Source organism: Pseudomonas sp. TWI923 (assembly GCF_039673365.1).
In the GTDB taxonomy this organism is placed as follows: Bacteria; Pseudomonadota; Gammaproteobacteria; order Pseudomonadales; family Pseudomonadaceae; genus Aquipseudomonas; species Aquipseudomonas sichuanensis.
The window spans coordinates 47824-65842 of record NZ_JBDJLM010000025.1 but is presented as its reverse complement, the minus strand read 5'-3'; the positions used below and the strand labels follow the sequence as shown (position 1 = coordinate 65842).

Genomic DNA, 18019 nt, shown 5'->3' with positions numbered 1-18019 from the left:
TAAAATAACCCGGGGGGGCCCCCCCCCCCACCCCGGGGGGCCGGGTCCGCCCCCGCGATGCCTTTAGCGCCGTACCGGGCGCTTCTGCAACTTGCGCTGCAAGGTGCGCCGGTGCATGCCCAGCGCTCGCGCGGTGGCGGAGATATTGCCTTCATGCTCGCCCAGCACGCGCTGGATATGCTCCCACTGCAAGCGATCCACCGACATCGGGTTTTCCGGCACCAGGGCATCCAGGTCGGTGTGCTCCGACAGCAGTGCAGCCAGCACATCGTCGGCATCTGCAGGTTTGCACAGGTAGTTGCAGGCCCCGCGCTTCACCGCTTCGACCGCAGTGGCGATGCTCGAGTATCCGGTCAGGATCACCACGCGCATTTCCGGGTCCAGTTCCAGCAGCTTGGGCAGCAGCACCAGGCCCGAATCGCCTTCCATCTTCAGGTCCAGCGTGGCGTAGTCCGGCAGGTCCTGCTCGGCCAGCTTCAGGCCTTCCTCGGCAGAGCTTGCGGTACTCACACGGAAACCGCGGCGGCTCATGGCCCGCGCCATGACCCGGGTGAAGGTGGCATCGTCATCCACCAGCAGCAGGTGCGGCAGTTCTTCGCCTTCGACCTGGTTTTCTTCGCTCATCATTCATCTCCTCGCTTGCCATGGGGCAGGCGCAATTCGGTCAGGGTGCCACCCTGCTCATGACTATAGAGTTTCACCGAACCGCCCGCTCGCGTCACGCTGGCCTTGCTCAAGAACAGGCCCAGGCCGAAGCCTTTGCCCTTGGTGGTAATAAAGGGTTTGCCGATCGCTTCGGCAATGGCCGGCGGCATGCCGGGGCCATGGTCGCGGATGCTGATGACGATGTCCTGGGCGTCCCAGTCAAGGCGCACCTCCAGGTCGTCCGGGCAGGCATCGGCGGCATTGTTCAGCAGGTTCAGCAGGGCCTGGGTCAGGTCGGGCGGCGGCGCCAGTCGCGGTACCTGGCCATCACGCAGGCGCTGGAAACGGTAGCTGGCTTCCGGGCGCATCAGGTGCCAGCGGTTGAGCGCTTCGTCTAGCCAGGCCGTGACGTCCTGCTCGACGATGGCCAGGCGGCGGTTGGCTTCGGCAGCGCGCACCAGTTGCTGCAGGGTTTCCTTGCACAGCTTGACCTGGTCCTGAAGGATCTGCAGGTCTTCCTGCAGCAGCGGATCGGTGTGGTCCTGGCGCATTTCGTTGAGCAGCACGCTCATGGTCGCCAACGGCGTGCCCAGCTCATGGGCGGCGCCGGCGGCCTGGGTGGCCACCGCCAGCAGTTGTTCGTCGCGCAGGCTCTCTTCACGGCGCTCGGCACGCAGGTGCTCCTGGCGGCGCAACTCCTCGGCCATGCGTGCAGCGAAGAAGGTAATCACCGCCGCGGCCAGGGCGATACTCAGCCACATGCCGTAGACCTGCATGGTGTCGCGCGACTGCGGCAAGGTTTCCAGCGGGTAGAACTGCACCAACAGCAGGCTGTAGGCCACCAGGGCGATGCCCGACAGCACCAGCGAGTAGATCCACGGCAGCGTGACGGCGGCAATCGCCAGCGGCACCAGGTAATAAGAGACGAAGGGGTTGGTCGAACCACCGGAGTAATACAGCAGCGCGCTGTGGATCAGCAGGTCGCAGGCCAGTTGCAGCGCATACTCGAGTTCGGTGACCGGCAGTGACAGGCGCAAACGCACGGCGGTGAACGCGCACAAGAGCGACGACAAGGCCAGGGTGACCACCAGCGAGAACCATGGCAGCGGCAGCAACTCGGTCCAGTAGGCCACGCCCACGGAACCGGCCTGGGCAGCCAGCACAAGGATGCGGATGAAGGTCAGGCGCCAAAGGTTCTGGCGTGTAGCGGACAGCGGATGTGCGGCGGCGAGCATGAGCTCTCCCGATGAGGCTCCAAGAAAATCGGCTGGAGTATACCGAAGCCAGGCGCTTCACTGCAGCGATGCGGCAAAGCGCCACACGAGTCAGCTTCAAGACTCTAGCTACAAGCTTCAAGCGTTCTCGCGGCGAATCTTCATTAGATGCTCTGACCTTGGGGCTGTGAAACTTATCTCGATAATACTCACATACTTTCTTACAGCTTGCCGCTTGTCGCTTTGAACTGCCTAAACTGTTCCCGGTCTGATCGGCCATGCGTGGCACGAACGTTCTAACCACGCTTTTCATTGCCAAGGAGCTACACATGCACATTTCCCGTCGCGGCAAAGCCTTCGCCCTGTCCTGCGGCCTGCTCGCCACCCTGCCCGCCGTGGCCGCCGACGAGCCACGCTACAACCAGGTGTCGCTGCGCGCCGAAGTCAGCAAGGAAGTCGCCCGCGACCTGATGGTCGTGACGCTGTACAGCGAAGCGCAGAACAGCGACCCGGGCAAGCTCGCCAAGCAGATCACCGAAACCATGAACAAGGCCGTACAGCAGGCCCGTGACGTGAAGGACGTGAAGATCAGCCAGGGCAGCCGCAACAGCTACCCGATCTACGACACCAAGGGGCAGAAGATCACCGGCTGGCGTGAGCGCGCCGAACTGCGCCTGGAAAGTGCCGATTTCCCGGCCCTGTCCAAGCTCACCGGCGAACTGCTGCAGGACCTGAAGATGGGCGGCATGGACTTCTCCATCGCCCCGGCCACCCGCAAGACCAGCGAAGACGAGCTGCTCAAGGATGCCGTGGCCGCGTTCAAGGCTCGCGCCCAGCTGGCCACCGAAGCGCTCGGCGGCAAGGGCTACAAGGTGGTCAGCCTGAACCTCAACAGCAGCGGCTACCCGCGCCCGTACCTGCGCAGCGCACCGATGGCGATGATGGCCAAGGCTGCCGACGAAGCGGCGCCAGCGCCTGATATCGAGGCCGGCACCAGCGAAGTCAGCATGAGCGCCGATGGCCTGATCGAAGTCCAGGTGCCCTGACCCCTCCAAGTGGATGTCCGTGGCGGTGAAATCCGCCTCGGACAGCACTTTCCGACTATTCCTACGCACCAATCAGGTGCGTCCACCTGTCACCGAAAATGCGAAACATCTTGAAATTCTTGCAATTTCAGGCCGCGCAAACGATCAACATTCGACAAACTTATATTTTTGCGACATCCATGTACGACCGTCCCACGTTTTGCCGCCAACCACCCTGCTGAGTGTTGCATTGGGAATAGCCCCTGCATAAGTATCCGCAGGTCGGCTCACGAGGCCGCCTCACTCTAAAAAAATGACAACAATGAGGCCACCATGCTCAAACACGCAGTCATTCCGTTCCTGGTCGGCGCAGGCTTGCTAGCCGGCGCTCCCTCCGCCCTCGCCGCGACCAACCTGGTGTTCTGCTCCGAAGGCAGCCCGGCCGGCTTCGACCCAGGCCAATACACCACCGGAACCGACTTCGACGCCTCGGCTGAAACCATCTTCAACCGGCTCACGCAATTCGAACGTGGCGGCACCGCGGTGATTCCGGGCCTGGCCACCAAGTGGGAAGTGTCCGACGACGGCAAGGCCTACGTCTTCCACCTGCGTGAAGGCGTCAAGTTCCACACCACCGACTACTTCAAGCCGACCCGCGAATTCAACGCCGACGACGTGCTGTTCACTTTCAACCGCATGCTCGACAAGGACCAACCGTTCCGCAAGGCGTACCCCACCGAATTCCCGTACTTCACCGACATGGGCATGGACAAGAACATCGCCAAGGTCGAGAAGGTCGATGACCACACCGTGAAGTTCACCCTCAACGAGGTCGACGCCGCGTTCATCCAGAACCTGGCCATGAGCTTCGCCTCGATCCAGTCGGCCGAATACGCCGACCAACTGCTCAAGCAAGGCAAGCCTGCCGACATCAACCAGAAGCCGATCGGCACCGGCCCATTCGTGTTCAGCAAGTACCAGAAGGACGCGCAGATCCGCTACAAGGGCAACAAGGACTACTGGAAGCCCGAGGACGTGAAGATCGACAACCTGATCTTCGCCATCAGCACCGACGCCTCGGTACGCATGCAGAAGCTCAAGAAGAACGAGTGCCAGGTCACCCTGTTCCCCCGCCCGGCCGATATCCAGCCGCTGAAGCAGGACCCGAAGCTGAAGATGCCCGACCAGGCCGGTTTCAACCTCGGCTACATCGCCTACAACGTGATGGACAAGGTCAAGGGCAGCAACGAGCCTAACCCGCTGTCGCAACTCAAGGTGCGTGAAGCCCTGGACATGGCGGTGAACAAGCAGCAGATCATCGAGTCGGTGTATCAGGGCGCCGGCCAGCTGGCGGTCAACGCCATGCCGCCAACCCAGTGGTCCTACGACACTACCATCAAGGATGCCAAGTACGACCCCGAGAAGGCCAAGCAGCTGCTCAAGGAAGCCGGCATCAAGGAAGGCACCGAGATCACCCTGTGGGCCATGCCGGTGCAACGCCCCTATAACCCCAACGCCAAGCTGATGGCCGAAATGCTGCAGTCCGACTGGGCCAAGATCGGTATCAAGGCCAAGATCGTCAGCTACGAATGGGGTGAGTACATCAAGCGCTCCAAGGGCGGTGAGCAGGGTGCCATGCTGATTGGCTGGAGCGGCGACAACGGTGACCCGGACAACTGGCTGGGCACCCTCTATGGCTGCGACGCCATGGACGGCAACAACTTCTCCAAGTGGTGCTACAAGCCGTACGACGACCTGATCAAGCAAGCCAAGGCCACCCCCGACCAGGCTAAACGCACCGAGCTGTACAAGCAGGCGCAACACATCCTCAAGGAACAGGTGCCGATCACCCCGATCGCCCACTCCACCGTGTATCAGCCCATGAGCACGTCCGTGAAGGACTTCAAGATCAGCCCCTTCGGCCTGAACTCCTTCTACGGGGTAAGCGTGGACAAGTAACGGCCATGCCCGCCCCGCCCGCACGGTTTGCGGCGGGGCGATTACATGACCGGGCGGCGCGTAGGACTTTTCCACCGCAGTCGCCGGAATACTCCCGCTCCCTTATCAGTCTCTGAACCATGGCTCCCACGCCTTGACGACTCTATCGTCAGGGCCGGGATGTCATCGCCGCGCTTTGCCTGTCGCGGCCAGAAAAGACCAGGACAAAGGATTTGCCATGCGCCCTACCACGCTGTGCTCCACCCTCTTTGCACTCGGCCTGCTGAGCCACGCGCCGCTGACACTGGCCAACAACCTGGTGTTCTGCTCCGAAGGCAGCCCGGCAGGCTTCGACACCGCCCAGTACACCTCGGCCACCGACAACGATGCCGCCGAACCGATCTACAACCGCCTGGTCGAGTTCGAGCGCGGCGGCACCGCCGTGCATCCAGCCCTGGCCACCGACTGGCAGGTCTCCGACGACGGCCTGCGCTACACCTTCCACCTGCGGCCCGGGGTGAAGTTCCACGCTAACAAGGGCTTCCAGCCCACCAGGGATTTCAACGCCGACGACGTGCTGTTCACCTTCAACCGCATGCTCGACAAGCAGCACCCGTTCCGCCAGGCCTACCCCACCGAATTTCCGTACTTCATCAGCATGGGGCTGGACAAGAACATCGCCAAGGTCGAGAAGACCACCCCGCTGACCGTGGTGTTCACCCTCAACAAGGTCGATGCCGCGTTCATCCAGAACCTCGCCATGGCCTTCGCCGCGATCCTCTCCGCCGAGTACGCCGAACACCTGCTGGCCGAGAGCAGGCCGAGCGACATCAACCAGAAACCAATCGGCACCGGCCCGTTCGTGTTCCAGCGTTACCAGAAAGACGCGCAGATTCGCTACAAGGGCAACAAGGACTATTGGGCCCCCGACCAGGTGAAGCTCGACAACCTGGTGTTCTCCATCAACATCGACCCGTCGGTACGCATCCAGAAGCTGCGCCGCAACGAATGCCAGGTCACCCTGCACCCGCGCCCGGCCGACCTGCCCGCACTCAGGCAGGACGGCAAGCTGCAGGTGCTGCAGCAGCCCGGCTTCAACCTCGGCTACATCGCCTACAACACCCAGCACCCACCCTTCGACCGCCTCGAAGTACGCCAGGCCATGGACATGGCGGTGAACAAGCAGGCGATCATCCAGGCCGTCTACCAGGAAGCCGGGCAACTTGCGGTCAATGCCATGCCGCCCACGCAGTGGTCCTACGACGACTCGCTCAAGGACGCACCGTTCGACCCGCAAAAGGCCAAGGCCCTGCTCAAGCAGGCCGGGGTCAAGGAAGGCACCGAAATCACCCTCTGGGCCATGCCCGTACAACGCCCCTACAACCCCAACGCCAAGCTCATGGCCGAAATGCTTCAGGCCGACTGGAGCAAGCTCGGTTTCAAAGTGCGCATCGTCAGCTACGAGTGGGGGGAATACCTCAAGCGCATGAAGAGCGGTGAGCACGATATCGCCCTGATCGGCTGGACCGGCGACAACGGCGACCCCGACAACTGGCTGGGCACGCTCTACAACTGTGACGCCATCGGCAGCAACAACTACTCGCTGTGGTGCGACCCGCAGTACGACGCGCTGGTCAAGCAAGCCAAGCAGGTCACCGACCGCGAACAACGCAGCGCCCTCTACCAGCAGGCCCAGCAACGCCTCAAGCAACAGGTACCGATCACGCCCGTGGCCCACTCCACGGTCAACCAACCGCTGAGCAGTAACGTCAACGATTTCAAGGTCAGCCCCTTCGGACGCAACGTTTTCTCCGGCGTCAGTATCGATTGACCCCTGCATGGTCTGGCCGGGAGTGCGACCCACTCCCGCGGCCGCGTGCAGCCTGGATTTGCCTGGCGACCCCAGGCGAATACCTGCAGTACCGCGTCACCGTTGCAGGCCCGGCCCACGAGGCACGGGTGATAACTAAAAGAACAGAAAGGGAGCTTTGATTTTGAAACGCACCATGAAAACCGCATTGGCCTTGTCCATCGGCGCCTTCAGCGCCTTGGCCCAGGCCGAACCGATGAGCCAGGACTTCGTCCCTACCACGCTCAAGTCCGGCAGTGAACAAGCCGAGGCCAAGGGCTTCATCGACGGCCAGAGCCTGTCCGGCAGTACCCGCAACTGGTATGCCCGCGAACGCGCCACCCGCGCGCCACTGTGGAAGTACTACAAGAGCGACGGTACTCGCCAGCCTACCCACAGCCGTGACAACTGGGTGCAGGGCACCATCCTCAACTACAGCTCTGGCTTCACCGAGGGCACCGTGGGCTTCGCCGTCGAAGCCGCCGCCTACAACGCCGTTGCGCTGGAACGCGGCCGTGCCGCCGTGGCCGGCCCCAACAACCGCACGCTCACCCACAGCGACGGCGACGTGATCGGCCAGTGGAGCAAGATGGGCCTGGGCAACGTCAAGGCGCGGGTGTCCAACACCACCCTCACCCTCGGCCGCCAGTCGGTCGACACCCCGATGATCGCCTACATCGGCAACCGCGCGCTGCCGTCGAGCTTCCAGGGTGCCTTCCTGCACAGCGCCGAGTTCGACAACCTGTCGTTCGACCTGGGCACCTTCGACCGCGTCTCGCCACGTACCGAACAGAGCCTGAGCAAGTTCCGCAGCGAGTACAGCGCCACCGGTGTTGAAACCGACCGCGCCAGCACCGCCGGCATCAACTATCAGCCGCTCAAGAGCCTGAGCACCAGCCTGTACGCGACCAAGGTCGACGACTTCTGGAACCAGTACTACTTCGGCGCCAACCATGTGCTGGGCGACAGCGCCGTGCTGAGCCTGACCACCGGCCTGAACTACTACAAGACCGTGGACGCCGGCAGCAAGAAGATGGGCGAGATCGACAACGACACCTACAGCCTGTCGTTCGGCCTGACCCATCAGGCCCACACCCTGAGCGCTTCGTGGCAGCAGGTGAATGGCAACGAGTACTTCGACTATCTGCATGAAACCAACGGCATCTACCTGGCCAACTCGCTGCTGTCGGACTTCAACGGCCCCAACGAGAAATCGCTGCAGATCAGCTACGTGCTGAACATGGCGCCTTATGGCGTGCCAGGCCTCAAGTTCAACCTGTACAACGCCCGTGGCTGGGGTATCGACGGCACCCATTACCGGGGTACCGCCTACGACGTCAATGGCCTCGACGGCGAAAACCACTACGAGTGGGGCTTCGGCACCAGCTACGCAGTGCAGAGCGGCCCGCTGAAAGACACCAGCATCCGCGCCACCTACACCGCCCACCGCGCCAGCAAGGCCCAGGGCGATGGCAGCCTCGACGAGTTCCGCCTGGTCACCACCATTCCATTCAACATTCTCTGACCGCTGGCGCCACGGCCCGACTCCCCACGGGCCGTGGCGGCTACGCTGGAATAGCACTGCAGGGAGGTTTCATGAAATCGTTACCGCTACGCGCTGCCCTGGCAGCGGTCATCCTGGGCGCTGCATCCACCGTTGCGGCCAAGCCGCTGGTGGTGTGCACCGAGGCCAGCCCCGAGGGCTTCGACATTGTCCAGTACACCACCGCCGTCACCGCCGACGCCTCGGCCGAGACCATCTTCAACCGCCTGGTCGACTTCAAGCCAGGCACCACGGATATCCAGCCGGCCCTGGCCACCCACTGGGACATCAGCCCGGACGGCCTGGTCTACACCTTCCACCTGCGCGAAGGCGTGAAGTTCCACAGCACCGACTACTTCACCCCCACCCGCGACTTCAACGCCGACGACGTGCTGTGGAGCCTGAACCGCCAGCTCAGGCCAGACCACCCGTGGCACGACAAGAGCAGCGTCGGCTACCCCTATTTCGAGAGCATGGCCTTCAAGGACCTGCTCAAATCGGTGGAGAAGACCGACGACCACACCGTGGTGATCACCCTGACCCGCCCGGAAGCACCCTTCCTGCATGACCTGGGCATGGCCTTCACCTCGATCTACTCCGCCGAATACGGCGACCAGTTGCTCAAGGCCGGCAAGACCGCCGAGCTCAACAGCAAGCCCATCGGCACCGGCCCGTTCGTCTTTCAGCGCTACAACAAGGACGCCCAGGTCCGCTACAAGCCCAACCCGGACTACTTCCGTGGCAAGCCACCGGCCGACGCTCTGATCTTCGCCATCGCCACCGACAGCAATGTCCGCCTGCAAAAACTGCGTGCCAACGAGTGCCAGGTGGCGCTGTACCCCAAGCCTGACGACGTGTCCTCGATCAAGGCCGACCCGAAACTCAAGGTTGCCGAGATCGAAGCGCTGGTCACCGGCTACATCGCGATGAACACCGAGCACAAGTACCTGAGCGACGTCCGCGTGCGCAAGGCGATCAACATGGCCTTCGACCGCCAGACCCACGTCGACCAGTTGTTCGGCAAGGGCAACGCGATGGTAGGGGTCAACCCGTATCCACCGAGCATGCTCGGCTACAACAGTGCCAACCAGAACCCGCCCCACGACCTGGACAAGGCTCGCGCCCTGCTCAAGGAAGCCGGCGTACCGGAAGGCACGGTGATCACGCTGTTCACCCGCAATGGTGGTGGCGCGACCAACCCCAACCCACGCCTGTCTGCGGAAATGCTGCAGGCCGACCTGGCCAAGGTCGGTATCAAGCTCGATATTCGCGTGATGGAATGGGCCGAAATGTTGCGCCGAGCCAAGAACGGCGAGGCCGACCTCGTGTCGACCGGCTGGGCCGGTGACAACGGCGACCCGGACAACTTCCTCAGCCCGCTGCTCAGTTGCGATGCGGCAAAATCCGGCGAGAACTATGCGCGCTGGTGCAACCCCAAGTTCCAGCAGTTGATCACCCGCGCCCGTGAAGCCATCGACAACGACGAACGCGCCAAACTCTATAGCGAAGCGCTGGCGGTGTACGATGAGGACCAACCGTGGATCAGCATGGCCCACCCGAAGATGTTCACTGCGATGCGCGAGAACGTCGAGGGCTACGTGATCAACCCACTGACCAACAATAACTTCGCCACCACCAAGGTGAAGTAGAACAACAACGACCGCCGGCGATCTGCAAGGCAGCCGGCGGCTGTGCCCTTAGTGGCTGATGAGGTACCCCAAACATGTTGAGTTTCATTGCCCGGCGTCTGGGCCTGCTGATCCCGACCTTCTTCGGTATCACCCTGCTGACCTTCGCGCTCATACGCCTGATCCCCGGCGACCCCGTCGAAGTGATGATGGGTGAACGCAGGGTCGACCCCGAAATGCATGCCCAGGCCATGGAGCGCCTTGGCCTGAACAAACCGCTCCCGGTGCAGTACCTGGACTACGTCGGCAAGCTTGCCCAGGGCGATCTCGGTGAGTCGCTGCGCACCCGCGAAAGCGTCTGGCACGAGTTCACCACGCTGTTCCCGGCGACCCTCGAACTGGCCTTTGCCGCCCTGCTGTTCGCCGGCATCATCGGCCTGCTGGCCGGGGTGATCGCCGCGCTCAAGCGCGGTTCGCTGTTCGACCACGGCGTCATGGGCATCTCACTGGCCGGCTACTCCATGCCGATTTTCTGGTGGGGCCTGATTCTCATCATGTTCTTCTCCGTGAGCCTGGGCTGGACACCAGTTTCCGGGCGCATCGACCTGCTTTACGACATCGAGCCGAAGACCGGCTTCATGCTCATCGACACCCTGCTCAGCGACGAAGAAGGGGCGTTCAAGGACGCGCTGATGCACCTGATCCTGCCGGCCATCGTGCTGGGCACCATCCCGCTGGCGGTGATCGCCCGCATGACCCGCTCGTCGATGCTCGAAGTGCTGCGCGAGGATTACATCCGCACCGCCCGCGCCAAAGGCCTGTCGCCCGCCCGCGTGGTGTTCATCCACGGCCTGCGCAACGCCCTGATCCCGGTACTGACCGTGTTCGGCCTGCAGGTCGGCACGCTGCTGGCCGGCGCCGTGCTCACCGAAACCATCTTCTCCTGGCCGGGCATCGGCAAATGGCTGATCGAGGCCATCGGCGCCCGTGACTACCCCGTGGTGCAGAACGGCATTCTGCTGATCGCCTGCCTGGTGATCCTGGTCAACTTCGTCGTGGACATCCTCTACGGCCTGGTCAACCCACGCATCCGCCATCAGCGCTGAGGACTTCGTCATGACCAGCCCGATTCCAAAATCCGTCACCCCGCCAGCCGCGGTTGACCAAAGTTTGCTCTACCCCTCGCCCTACAAGGAGTTCTGGCAGGCCTTCTCGCGCAACAAAGGCGCGGTTGCCGGCCTGGCCTTCATGACCCTGGTGGTGTTCTGCGCCCTGTTCGCGCCCTGGGTGGCACCGCACAACCCCAGCGAGCAGTACCGCGACTTCCTGCTCACGCCACCGGTGTGGCTCGAAGGCGGCACCTGGCAGTTCATCCTCGGCACCGACGAACTGGGCCGCGACCTGCTTTCACGGCTTATCCAGGGCGCACGCCTGTCGCTGCTGATCGGCCTGTCGTCGGTGGTGATGTCGCTGATCCCCGGCATCCTGCTGGGCCTGTTGGCCGGGTTCTTCCCGCAGATTCTCGGCCCGTCGATCATGCGCCTGATGGATGTAATGCTCGCCCTGCCCTCGCTGCTGCTGGCCGTGGCCATCGTCGCCATCCTAGGCCCAGGCCTGATCAACACGGTGATCGCCATCGCCATCGTTTCGCTGCCGTCCTACGTGCGCCTGACCCGCGCCGCGGTGATGGGCGAGCTGAACCGTGACTACGTGACCGCCGCACGCCTGGCCGGCGCCAGCCTGCCACGGCTGATGTTCGTTACCGTGCTGCCCAACTGCATGGCCCCGCTGATCGTGCAGGCCACCTTGAGTTTCTCCTCGGCAATCCTCGACGCCGCCGCCCTGGGCTTCCTCGGCCTTGGCGTGCAGCCGCCCACCCCCGAGTGGGGCACCATGCTGGCCTCGGCGCGCGACTACATCGAGCGCGCCTGGTGGGTGGTGAGCCTGCCCGGCCTGACCATCCTGCTCAGTGTCCTGGCCATCAACCTGATGGGCGACGGCCTGCGCGATGCGCTGGACCCGAAACTCAAGAACGCCGCCTGAGGAGACCGCCATGTCACTGTTGCAGATCAACAACCTGAACGTGCGCTTCGGCGACGCCAATGCAGTACCGGTGGTGGACGGCCTCGACCTGAACGTGGACGCCGGCGAGATCCTCGCCATCGTCGGCGAGTCCGGCTCCGGCAAATCGGTCACCATGATGGCCCTGATGGGGCTGATCGACGCCCCCGGGCGCATCACCGCCGATGCCCTCACCTTCGATGGCACCGACATGCTCAAGCTCAGCGGCCGGCAACGGCGCAAGGTGGTGGGCAAGGACATCGCCATGGTCTTCCAGGACCCGATGACCGCGCTCAACCCCAGTTACACCGTGGGCTACCAGATCGAGGAAGTGCTGCGCCAGCACCTCGGGCTCAAGGGCAGGGCCGCCCGCCAGCGGGCCCTGGAGTTACTGAAAAAAGTCGAGATCCCGGGCGCCGAAAGCCGCCTGGACGCCTACCCGCACCAACTGTCCGGGGGCATGAGCCAACGGGTGGCTATCGCCATGGCCATCGCCGGTGAACCCAAGCTGCTGATCGCCGACGAACCGACCACCGCGCTGGATGTGACCATCCAGGCGCAGATCATGGAGCTGCTGGTCAACCTGCAGAAAGAGCGCAACATGGCGCTCATCCTGATCACCCACGATCTGGCCGTGGTCGCCGAGACCGCCAAACGCGTGTGTGTGATGTATGCAGGCCAAGCCGTCGAGGTCGGCCAGGTGCCGGAACTCTTCGACATCCCTGCCCACCCCTACAGCGAAGCGCTGCTGGCGGCCATCCCCGAGCACAGTATCGGCGCCGAACGCCTGGCCACCCTGCCCGGCATCGTTCCCGGCCGCTACGACCGCCCGCAGGGTTGCCTGTTGTCGCCACGCTGCCCTTACGTGCAGGACAACTGCCGCCGCCAACGCCCCGCCCTCGACCCACAGGCCCATAGCCTGGTGCGTTGCTTCTACCCGCTCAACCAGGAGGTGGCGTGATGGCCGTCGTTCTTTCAGCCCGTGAGCTGACCCGTCACTACGAAGTGTCCCGCGGCCTGTTCAAGGGCCATGCCCTGGTGCGCGCGCTTAACGGCGTGTCGTTTGAACTGGAGGCTGGCAAAACCCTGGCCGTGGTCGGCGAATCGGGATGCGGCAAGTCGACCCTGGCCCGTGCCTTGACCTTGATCGAGGAGCCGTCGTCCGGCTCGCTGCAGATCGCCGGCACCGAGGTCAACGGCGCCGGCAAGGCCGAGCGCAAGCAGCTGCGCCGCGATGTGCAGATGGTGTTCCAAAGCCCTTACGCCTCGCTCAACCCGCGGCAGAAGATCGGTGACCAGTTGGCCGAGCCACTGCTGATCAACACCTCGCTGAGCAAAGCCGAGCGCCGCGAAAAAGTGCAGAAGATGATGGAGCAGGTGGGCCTGCGCCCCGAGCACTACCAGCGCTACCCGCACATGTTTTCCGGTGGCCAGCGCCAGCGCATCGCCCTGGCCCGGGCGATGATGCTGCAGCCCAAGGTGCTGGTGGCGGATGAGCCGACCTCGGCGCTCGACGTGTCGATCCAGGCCCAGGTGCTGAACCTGTTCATGGACCTGCAGAAGGAGTTCAACACCGCCTACGTGTTCATCTCCCACAACCTGGCGGTGGTGCGCCATGTGGCTGACCAGGTGCTGGTGATGTACCTGGGCCGCCCGGCGGAGATGGGGCCGAAGGAGGATATCTACGAAAAACCCCTGCACCCGTACACCCAGGCACTGTTGTCGGCGACGCCAGCGATCCATCCGGACCCGCTGAAGCCGAAGATCCGCATTGCCGGTGAGCTGCCCAACCCGCTGAATCCGCCGGATGGCTGCGCGTTCCACAAGCGTTGCCCGTATGCCACCGAGCGTTGCGCCAAGGAGGTGCCGGCGCTGCGGCAGGTGGGTACGCGGCAGGTGGCCTGCCACTACGCCGAGCAGTTCCTTTAAACCTTATCGCGGGGCAAGCCCGCTCCCACGAGTTTGCACAGGCCTCGTGGGAGCGGGCTTGCCCCGCGATTTTCTCAATGCATGAAGAACCAGATCAGAATGATCACCGGAATCGGCACACCGATCATCCACAGCAGTATCGAGCGCATGATGCTTCTCCTCGTTCGTGGTCTACCAAGGTCCGTGCAGCGCTCATGCCAGTTGTGTCAAAAAATGACATCCATATGAAACAAGGCCTTAGCTGTTAAGCCGCTTTGATTCGCCGTGCAAAATGCCGGATCACCGCTTGGCCCCGAAGGCGTTCTGCAATGCCTGGCCTTGTCACCCGCAAGCGGGCCAATGCACTATCGCTGCCATGACCTCGACCACCCTCCCCGACGGCCCTGGGCAAACCCCGCTCACCGCCGACACCGTCATGCGCTACCACCTGTGCTGGAAGCATCGCGACCTGGACGGGGTGATGGCGCTGTACCACCCGGATATCCAGTACCACGACTTCTTCCAGAACCGCGTGCTCGGCCATGACGAGCTGCGCGACTACGTGCGCGCCTGCCTGCCCCACGAGGCCGGCGAGGACATCGTCCACAGCGACCGCATCCGCGTCGACGGCTGTACCGCGTTCATCCAGTACCAGGTCACCGTGCAAGGTGGCGAAGGGCTGGTGGCGTTCCAGTCCAGCGAGGCGATCACGGTCAAGGACGGGTTGATCTGGCGGATCAACGAATACGCAACACTGGTGCGCCAGCACGCCAAGGGCAGCCAGGCGGGTGGCCCGCGCCCGGCCACCAGCCGCCTGGGCCTGTCGCCGCGCCAGCTGTCGACCATGGCCCAGGACCTGGAGCACTACTTCAATCACCAGCGCCCCTACCTGGACCCCGAGCTGGACCTGCAACAAGTGGCCGACGAAAGCGGCTACAGCCGCAACCAGATTTCCTACCTGCTCAACCAGGTGCTGGGCCAGAGCTTCTACCGCTACGTCAACCAGGCGCGCCTGCAATACCTGATGGCCGGCCTGGACAACGGCAGCGCCGAAGCCCCGATCGACCAGCTGGCGTTCAATGCCGGGTTCAACTCGCTGTCGGCGTTCTACAAGTGCTTCCGCGAACACACCGGGCTGTCGCCCAAGGCCTACCTCAAGCAAATTTCCCTGCGTGCACGCACGTAAGACAGCCCTCCCCGCCCTTCACTAGCATCGGCCACAGACCCAACCGGATGTGGAGCCCGACCCGATGCAACCCCTGCGCACGATCAGCCTGTGGATGGACCAGCTCGAAGAGCCGCTGTGCGCACGCCCGGCACTGCGCGCAGACCTGGATCTGGATGTGTGCATCATCGGCGCCGGCTACACCGGGCTGTGGACCGCCTATTACCTCAAGCGCCAGGCCCCGCAGCTGAACATCGCGGTGATCGAGGCCAACATCGCCGGTTTCGGTGCCTCCGGGCGCAATGGCGGCTGGCTGATGGGCAACCTGCTGGGTGAGGACCGCCTGCTGGCCAGCCTGTCACCGCAACAGCGCCGCGCCAGCATCGACCTGCTGCACGGCATCCCCGACGAAGTGCACAGCGTGCTGCAGCGCGAAGGCATCGACTGCGACTACCGCAAGGGCGGCGTGCTCTACTGCGCAGCCCGCTACCCGGAGCAGGAACGCAGCCTGCGCGCCTGGCTGGACGACCTGTATCGCCAGGGCATGACCGAGGGCGACTACCACTGGCTACGCCCCGAGCAGCTGGATGCGCAGCTGCGCATCAGCAACCCCTACGGCGCGATCTTCAGCCCGCACACCGCGACCATCCAGCCGGCCAAGCTGGTGCGCGGGCTGGCCCGCGCAGTGGAAAACCTGGGTGTAGCCATCTACGAAAACACCCCGGCCATCGACTGGCAAACCGGCGAGGTACGCACACCCTTGGCGCGCATCCGCAGCCACTGGGTCGTGCCGGCAGTGGAGGGCTATGCCGCCAGCCTGCCGCCGCTCGGGCGCCATCAGTTGCCCGTGCAGAGCTTGCTGGTGGCCACCGAACCGCTGCCGGAATCGACCTGGGAGCAGATCGGCCTGAGCCAGGGGCAGGCCTTCAGCGAAAACAGCCGCCAGGTCACCTACGGCCAGCGCAGCGCCGATAACCGCCTGGTGTTCGGCGCCCGCGGCGGCTACCGCTTCGGCGGCCGGCTACGCGAAGATTTCACCCTCACCGACAGCGAAGTCGAACTGCGTCGCTACCTGTTCGGCGAGCTGTTCCCGCAACTCAAGCACGTGCGCATCACCCATTCCTGGGGCGGCAATCTGGGCATGGCCCGACGCTTCAGGCCGCACATGCTCTGCGACCGCCAGCGTGGCATCGCGCTGTCGGGCGGCTACGGCGGCGAAGGCGTCGGTGCCACCAACCTCGGCGGGCGCACCCTGGCGGCGCTGATCCTCGGCCAGCACAACGCCCTCACCGCCCAGCCCTGGGTACACGACAACCGCCCGCTGGCCAGCCTGGCCAGCTGGCCGCCCGAGCCATGCCGCTGGCTGGGCTACAACGCGATCATCCAGAGTTTCGTCCACGAGGACCGGACCCTCGCCAGCCCGGCCAGCGCCCCCTGGCGGCGGCGCCTGGCCAGCGGGCTGGCCGACTTCATGGAAGGCTTCATGCACTGACTTCCCCCTCCACAACAACAGGATCCACCGGTCATGAGCATCACCCAGTTCAAGCACACCGACAGCGCCATCCTGCAGAGCTGCAACCCGGTCGCCGTGCCCCTCGGCGAGCCGGTCGCAGTCACCTCGGTCACCTGCGTCGAACGCAGCGACGGGGTCGAGACCGGCATCTGGGAATGCACCCCGGGGCGCTGGCGGCGGCAGATCGTGCAACAGGAGTTCTGCCATTTCATCAAGGGCCGTTGCACCTTCACCCCCGACGGTGGCGAGCCCCTGGTCATAGAAGCCGGAGACGCACTGATGCTACCGGCCAACAGCGTCGGCACCTGGGACATCCAGGAGACCGTACGCAAGACCTACGTTCTGATCTTCTGATCCGCTGATCGCCTGCCTTCGATAACAACAGACAAAGCAAGGTAACCCCGACATGCGCACGCTCCTTTTCGCTCCCCTGATGCTGGCCGCCAGCGTGGCCAGCGCCGCCGACTCGGTGAAGATCTACAACTGGTCGAGCTACATCGCCCCCGACACCTTGAAGAACTTCCAGCAGGCCAGTGGCATCGTGCCGACCTACGACGTGTTCGACAGCAACGAGACCCTCGACGGCAAGCTGATGACCGGCAACTCCGGCTACGACGTGGTATTCCCCTCCAACCACTTCATGGCCCGGCAGATCCAGGGCAAGGCCCTGAAGAAGCTGGACAAGTCGCAGTTGCCCAACTGGAAGAACCTCAACCCGGTGCTGCTCAAGGCCCTGGAGGTCAACGACCCGGGTAACCAGTACGGTTTCCCGTACCTGTGGGGCAGCACCGGCATCGGCTACAACATCGACAAGGTCAAGGCGGTACTGGGCGACAACGCCCCGGTCGATTCCTGGGACCTGATCTTCAAGCCCGAGTACATCGGCAAGCTGAAAAGCTGCGGCGTGGCGGTGCTGGACAACGGCCCCGAACTGCTGCCAATCGCCCTGCATTACCTGGGCTTGCCGCAGCACAGCCAGGACCCCGCCGACTACGACAAGGCCAAGGCGCTGCTGATGAAGGTGCGCCCGTACATCAGCTACTTCCATTCGTCGAAGTACACCGGTGACCTGGCCAATGGCGATGTGTGCGTGGTGGTGGGTTTCTCGGGCGACGTGCTGCAGGCGAAGAACCGCGCCGAAGAGGCGAAGAACGGGGTGAAGGTGGGGTATTCGATCCCCAAGGAAGGCGCGCCGTTGTGGTTCGACATGGTCGCCATGCCGGCCGATGCGCCGGACGAAAAAGCGGGCTACGCCTACATGAACTACCTGTTGCAGCCTGAGGTGATGGCGGGCATCAGCAATTTCGTGCAGTACGCCAATGGCAACCAGCAGGCCGACGCGAAGGTGGACCCGGCCATCAAGGGCAACACGATGATCTACCCGAGCGAGGATGTGATGGGCAAGCTGTATGCCCTGGAGGCGATGCCGGCGAAGATCGACCGCATCAGGACGCGGATCTGGACCAGCATAAAAGCAGGCAACTGACATTCGTCAGTTGCAAAGCCTCAAGCTGCAAGCGGCAAGAAAAA

15 protein-coding genes are annotated in these 18019 nt (G+C 63.7%); 13 read left to right on the top strand and 2 right to left on the bottom strand.

Annotation, left to right across the window (positions count from 1 at the left end; all coding sequences use genetic code 11):
* Positions 1-63 precede the first annotated feature (63 nt).
* Both ABE459_RS12500 and ABE459_RS12495 read right to left on the bottom strand, forming a co-directional pair.
* The gene (locus ABE459_RS12500; RefSeq protein WP_110993462.1) at positions 64-624 is read right to left on the bottom strand and encodes a response regulator transcription factor; all 561 of its coding nucleotides are present in this window, start codon (positions 622-624) and stop codon (positions 64-66) included.
* Entirely contained in the window at positions 624-1880 is a 1257-nt protein-coding gene (locus ABE459_RS12495) for an ATP-binding protein (protein WP_110993463.1), read from the bottom strand. The genes ABE459_RS12500 and ABE459_RS12495 overlap by 1 nt, the downstream gene beginning before the upstream one ends.
* 308 nt (positions 1881-2188) lie before the next feature.
* On the opposite strand from ABE459_RS12495, the gene ABE459_RS12490 reads away from it, so the two are divergent.
* The 13 genes from ABE459_RS12490 to ABE459_RS12430 all read left to right on the top strand — a co-directional run bounded on the left by ABE459_RS12490 (position 2189) and on the right by ABE459_RS12430 (position 17975).
* Positions 2189-2905, top strand: a complete 717-nt coding sequence (locus tag ABE459_RS12490) for an SIMPL domain-containing protein (protein ID WP_125465366.1) — start codon at positions 2189-2191, stop codon at positions 2903-2905.
* A gap of 312 nt (positions 2906-3217) precedes the next feature.
* On the top strand, positions 3218-4843 hold the full coding sequence (locus ABE459_RS12485) for an ABC transporter substrate-binding protein (protein WP_125465367.1): 1626 nt from the start codon (positions 3218-3220) through the stop codon (positions 4841-4843).
* A 217-nt stretch (positions 4844-5060) separates the two neighbouring features.
* Positions 5061-6653: an ABC transporter substrate-binding protein gene (locus ABE459_RS12480; RefSeq protein WP_323831468.1), complete on the top strand. Its 1593-nt coding sequence runs from the start codon at positions 5061-5063 to the stop codon at positions 6651-6653.
* Between the two features lie 175 nt (positions 6654-6828).
* The gene (locus ABE459_RS12475; RefSeq protein ID WP_323831470.1) at positions 6829-8196 is read left to right on the top strand and encodes an OprD family porin; all 1368 of its coding nucleotides are present in this window, start codon (positions 6829-6831) and stop codon (positions 8194-8196) included.
* Positions 8197-8267: 71 nt separating this feature from the next.
* Positions 8268-9863 (top strand): ABC transporter substrate-binding protein, encoded by a 1596-nt coding sequence (locus ABE459_RS12470; RefSeq protein WP_258705022.1) that lies wholly within the window; start codon positions 8268-8270, stop codon positions 9861-9863.
* A gap of 74 nt (positions 9864-9937) precedes the next feature.
* Complete coding sequence (locus ABE459_RS12465) at positions 9938-10948, top strand: ABC transporter permease subunit (protein ID WP_125465371.1); 1011 nt, start codon at positions 9938-9940, stop codon at positions 10946-10948.
* 10 nt (positions 10949-10958) lie between these two features.
* Positions 10959-11885, top strand: coding sequence for an ABC transporter permease subunit (locus ABE459_RS12460; protein ID WP_125465372.1), 927 nt, complete (start codon positions 10959-10961; stop codon positions 11883-11885).
* A 10-nt stretch (positions 11886-11895) separates the two neighbouring features.
* Positions 11896-12864 (top strand): ABC transporter ATP-binding protein, encoded by a 969-nt coding sequence (locus tag ABE459_RS12455; RefSeq protein ID WP_125465373.1) that lies wholly within the window; start codon positions 11896-11898, stop codon positions 12862-12864.
* Positions 12864-13832: a peptide ABC transporter ATP-binding protein gene (locus ABE459_RS12450; RefSeq protein WP_110993472.1), complete on the top strand. Its 969-nt coding sequence runs from the start codon at positions 12864-12866 to the stop codon at positions 13830-13832. The genes ABE459_RS12455 and ABE459_RS12450 overlap by 1 nt, the downstream gene beginning before the upstream one ends.
* A 355-nt stretch (positions 13833-14187) precedes the next feature.
* Positions 14188-14997 (top strand): helix-turn-helix domain-containing protein, encoded by an 810-nt coding sequence (locus ABE459_RS12445; protein WP_323831472.1) that lies wholly within the window; start codon positions 14188-14190, stop codon positions 14995-14997.
* A 64-nt stretch (positions 14998-15061) separates the two neighbouring features.
* Positions 15062-16468, top strand: a complete 1407-nt coding sequence (locus tag ABE459_RS12440) for an FAD-dependent oxidoreductase (RefSeq protein WP_323831474.1) — start codon at positions 15062-15064, stop codon at positions 16466-16468.
* 33 nt (positions 16469-16501) lie between these two features.
* Entirely contained in the window at positions 16502-16843 is a 342-nt protein-coding gene (locus ABE459_RS12435) for a cupin domain-containing protein (protein ID WP_125465379.1), read from the top strand.
* 52 nt (positions 16844-16895) lie between these two features.
* Positions 16896-17975 carry a polyamine ABC transporter substrate-binding protein gene (locus ABE459_RS12430; protein WP_323831476.1) on the top strand — a complete coding sequence of 360 codons (1080 nt, stop codon included), beginning with the start codon at positions 16896-16898 and terminating at the stop codon, positions 17973-17975.
* Positions 17976-18019 lie beyond the last annotated feature (44 nt).

Bases quoted from the DNA above. Each gene is read 5' to 3' on its own strand.
- ABE459_RS12500 (WP_110993462.1), bottom strand. From the start codon at position 624: ATGAGCGAAGAAAACCAGGTCGAAGGCGAAGAACTGCCGCACCTGCTG.
- ABE459_RS12495 (WP_110993463.1), bottom strand. From the start codon at position 1,880: ATGCTCGCCGCCGCACATCCGCTGTCCGCTACACGCCAGAACCTTTGG.
- ABE459_RS12490 (WP_125465366.1), top strand. From the start codon at position 2,189: ATGCACATTTCCCGTCGCGGCAAAGCCTTCGCCCTGTCCTGCGGCCTG.
- ABE459_RS12485 (WP_125465367.1), top strand. From the start codon at position 3,218: ATGCTCAAACACGCAGTCATTCCGTTCCTGGTCGGCGCAGGCTTGCTA.
- ABE459_RS12480 (WP_323831468.1), top strand. From the start codon at position 5,061: ATGCGCCCTACCACGCTGTGCTCCACCCTCTTTGCACTCGGCCTGCTG.
- ABE459_RS12475 (WP_323831470.1), top strand. From the start codon at position 6,829: ATGAAAACCGCATTGGCCTTGTCCATCGGCGCCTTCAGCGCCTTGGCC.
- ABE459_RS12470 (WP_258705022.1), top strand. From the start codon at position 8,268: ATGAAATCGTTACCGCTACGCGCTGCCCTGGCAGCGGTCATCCTGGGC.
- ABE459_RS12465 (WP_125465371.1), top strand. From the start codon at position 9,938: ATGTTGAGTTTCATTGCCCGGCGTCTGGGCCTGCTGATCCCGACCTTC.
- ABE459_RS12460 (WP_125465372.1), top strand. From the start codon at position 10,959: ATGACCAGCCCGATTCCAAAATCCGTCACCCCGCCAGCCGCGGTTGAC.
- ABE459_RS12455 (WP_125465373.1), top strand. From the start codon at position 11,896: ATGTCACTGTTGCAGATCAACAACCTGAACGTGCGCTTCGGCGACGCC.
- ABE459_RS12450 (WP_110993472.1), top strand. From the start codon at position 12,864: ATGGCCGTCGTTCTTTCAGCCCGTGAGCTGACCCGTCACTACGAAGTG.
- ABE459_RS12445 (WP_323831472.1), top strand. From the start codon at position 14,188: ATGACCTCGACCACCCTCCCCGACGGCCCTGGGCAAACCCCGCTCACC.
- ABE459_RS12440 (WP_323831474.1), top strand. From the start codon at position 15,062: ATGCAACCCCTGCGCACGATCAGCCTGTGGATGGACCAGCTCGAAGAG.
- ABE459_RS12435 (WP_125465379.1), top strand. From the start codon at position 16,502: ATGAGCATCACCCAGTTCAAGCACACCGACAGCGCCATCCTGCAGAGC.
- ABE459_RS12430 (WP_323831476.1), top strand. From the start codon at position 16,896: ATGCGCACGCTCCTTTTCGCTCCCCTGATGCTGGCCGCCAGCGTGGCC.